This window comes from Mycobacterium sp., assembly GCF_032161845.1.
Taxonomy (GTDB): domain Bacteria; phylum Actinomycetota; class Actinomycetes; order Mycobacteriales; family Mycobacteriaceae; genus Mycobacterium.
In genome coordinates this window covers 1-2,557 of sequence record NZ_JAVRQA010000440.1, presented here as the reverse complement: position 1 = coordinate 2,557, position 2,557 = coordinate 1, and the positions used below count along the sequence as shown (strand labels likewise).

2 protein-coding genes and 1 pseudogene are annotated in these 2,557 nt (G+C 64.9%); 2 read left to right on the top strand and 1 reads right to left on the bottom strand.

Features of this window, described 5'->3' with window-relative positions; translation table 11 throughout:
• Positions 1–222 (bottom strand): annotated as a pseudogene (locus QOD90_RS24020) (PucR family transcriptional regulator); the annotation flags it as partial.
• An 85-nt stretch (positions 223–307) separates the two neighbouring features.
• Here QOD90_RS24020 and QOD90_RS24015 point away from each other — a divergent pair.
• Both QOD90_RS24015 and QOD90_RS24010 read left to right on the top strand, forming a co-directional pair.
• Positions 308–1,393 carry a ferredoxin reductase gene (locus tag QOD90_RS24015; protein ID WP_526353776.1) on the top strand — a complete coding sequence of 362 codons (1,086 nt, stop codon included), beginning with the start codon at positions 308–310 and terminating at the stop codon, positions 1,391–1,393.
• 10 nt (positions 1,394–1,403) lie between these two features.
• Entirely contained in the window at positions 1,404–2,546 is a 1,143-nt protein-coding gene (locus QOD90_RS24010; RefSeq protein ID WP_526353774.1) for a fatty acid desaturase family protein, read from the top strand.
• The last annotated feature ends 11 nt before the right edge of the window (positions 2,547–2,557 follow it).

Sequence of the window (2,557 nt, the reverse complement as noted above, 5' to 3'; positions counted from 1 at the left end):
ATGCGCGCGCACGGCCAACCGCAGGAAGGCACCGAGCGCCATCTGCACGGCGTTCTCGATGATCGGGCCCATCCGCCCGCTGAACGCGCGGATATAGCTCGGCACCTCGGCCGTGACTGCGGCGACGGTGCGCTCGGCCATCCTCGGCAAAACGGCTTGCAGTGCGGCGACGACCTCTTCGTCGAGGTCGAGCCCGGTGAAGCGAAGCTCAGGTTCCGACAAAACTATCCTTTGCGAACAAATTGTTGCAGATCATTCACGTTCGATGGTCAAGACTTTATACCTCCGACTCAGCCAGAGTGGTCTCATGACGACAACAGCACCCCGACCCACCGTGGTCGGCGCGATGCGCCAGCGAGTCATCCAGTTCGCCGAGCGCGTGACCACGCCGCTGGTGCCTGCCGACTACCTCGACGTGATCGACCCCTTGCGATCCGGCGCAGAACTGCGCGGCCGGATCGTCGCGATTCAACCCGAGACGCGCGACGCCGCGACCCTAGTGATCAAGCCCGGCCGCGGATGGCGAGGCCATACCCCCGGTCAATACATCCGGATCGGGGTCGACGTCGACGGCATCAGGCAGTGGCGGGCCTACTCGCTCACCTCGAACACCGCGGACGCGACGATCGCGATCACCGTGAAGGCGATCCCGGACGGCACGGTCAGCAATCACCTGGTGCGACGCGCCACCGTCGGCACCGTCGTCCACCTCGACCACGCCAGCGGCGAGTTCACGCTGGGCGCCCGCACACCCGAGAAGATCCTGTTCCTCACCGCGGGCAGCGGCATCACGCCCGTGATGGGCATGCTGCGCAACATGGAGACCACCAAGGACGTGGTCGTCGTGCACTCCGCGCCGACTCCCGAGGACGTCATCTTCAGCAGGGAACTCCGAGCGATGGCGCGGGCAGGCCGAATCACCCTGGTGGAGAAGCACACCGACTCCGACGGCATGCTCGACGTCGCCCGCATCGACGACGTCGTCGCCGACTTCGCCGATCGACAGACGTGGGCATGCGGCCCGGCCGGCATGCTCGACGCCCTCGAAGGCCATTGGGATTCGATGGGTATCGCGGACCGTCTGCACACCGAGCGCTTCCGTCCCTCGATCATCGCCGAGGCAGGCGACGGTGGCACCGTGACCTTCACGGGATCCGAGACCACCGTGGACGCCGGCGGTGCCGAGACACTGCTCGATGCGGGCGAGGCGGCGGGCGTGCTGATGCCGTCGGGATGCCGGATGGGCATCTGCTTCGGCTGCGTCGCACCGCTACGACGAGGCGCCGTGCGCGATCTGCGCACAGGCGACGTCACCACCGCCACCGAGGGCGACAACGTACACATCCAGACCTGCGTCTCCGCCGCCGCGGGTTCATGCGACATCGAACTCTGAGGAGCTCACAATGACCACTGCACAACGCATTTCAAACGACCCGACCGCCCACCTGACCGACGAGGACATCGAGAATCTCGGCAGGGAGCTGGAAGCCATCCGCGCGGACGTCCTCGCCGAGCGCGGCGAGCGCGACGCCGCCTACATCCGCAAGGTCATCGACGGTCAGCGCAAGCTCGAGCTTGGCAGCCGTGCCGTTCTGCTGTTCTCGCTGTTTCCGCCTGCGTGGATCGCGGGCACCATCGGACTGTCGATCAGCAAGATCGTCGAGAACATGGAGATCGGCCACAACGTGATGCACGGTCAGTGGGACTGGATGCGCGACAACAAGATTCACTCGACCACTTGGGAGTGGGACAACGCCTCACCGTCGGCGATGTGGAAGCACTCCCACAACGAGATTCACCACAACTACACCAACGTGCGCGGCAAGGACAACGACCTCGGCTACGGCATCATGCGCGTCGACGAGAACCAGCGGTGGAAGCCCTTCTACGTCGCGCAACCGTTGTGGAACTTCCTCAACGCCTGCCTCTTTCAGTACGGCATCGCCGCCTACGACCTCGAGATCGGCAAGTACCTCAAGGGCCGCACCGACAAGGACGAATTCCGCCGCAACGGCAAGAAGGTCCTGGCCAAGATGCGCAAGCACGCCCTACGCGACTACGTGCTCCATCCACTGCTGTCCGGACCGTCGGCCATCACGACGCTGACGGCGAATCTGACGGCGAACCTGGTTCGCAACTGGTGGACGCACTCGGTCATCATGTGTGGGCACTTCCCCGAGGGCGTGCAGACCTTCGAGAAGACGTCGATCGACGGCGAGACGAAGGGCCAGTGGTACCTGCGTCAGATGCTCGGCTCCGCCAACATCTCCGGCAGTCCGCTCATGCACTTCATGACGGGTAATCTGTCGTTCCAGATCGAGCACCACCTGTTCCCGGATCTGCCGAGCAACCGCTACAAGGAGATCGCGCCCAAGGTCGCCGACCTCTTCGAACGGTACGGCCTGACCTACGTCAGCGGCTCGCTACCCAGGCAGGTCGCCTCGGCGTGGATGAAGGTGGTGCGCCTGTCGCTGCCCAACGACTTCGGCCGCCGCAAGGCACCCGTCGCCGACTCGCCCGCCGAGATCGTCCGGAACGCCGCCTAGAACTTAGAACC

Coding starts and splice junctions, on each gene's coding strand:
- QOD90_RS24015 (WP_526353776.1), top strand. CDS start 308: ATGACGACAACAGCACCCCGACCCACCGTGGTCGGCGCGATGCGCCAG.
- QOD90_RS24010 (WP_526353774.1), top strand. CDS start 1,404: ATGACCACTGCACAACGCATTTCAAACGACCCGACCGCCCACCTGACC.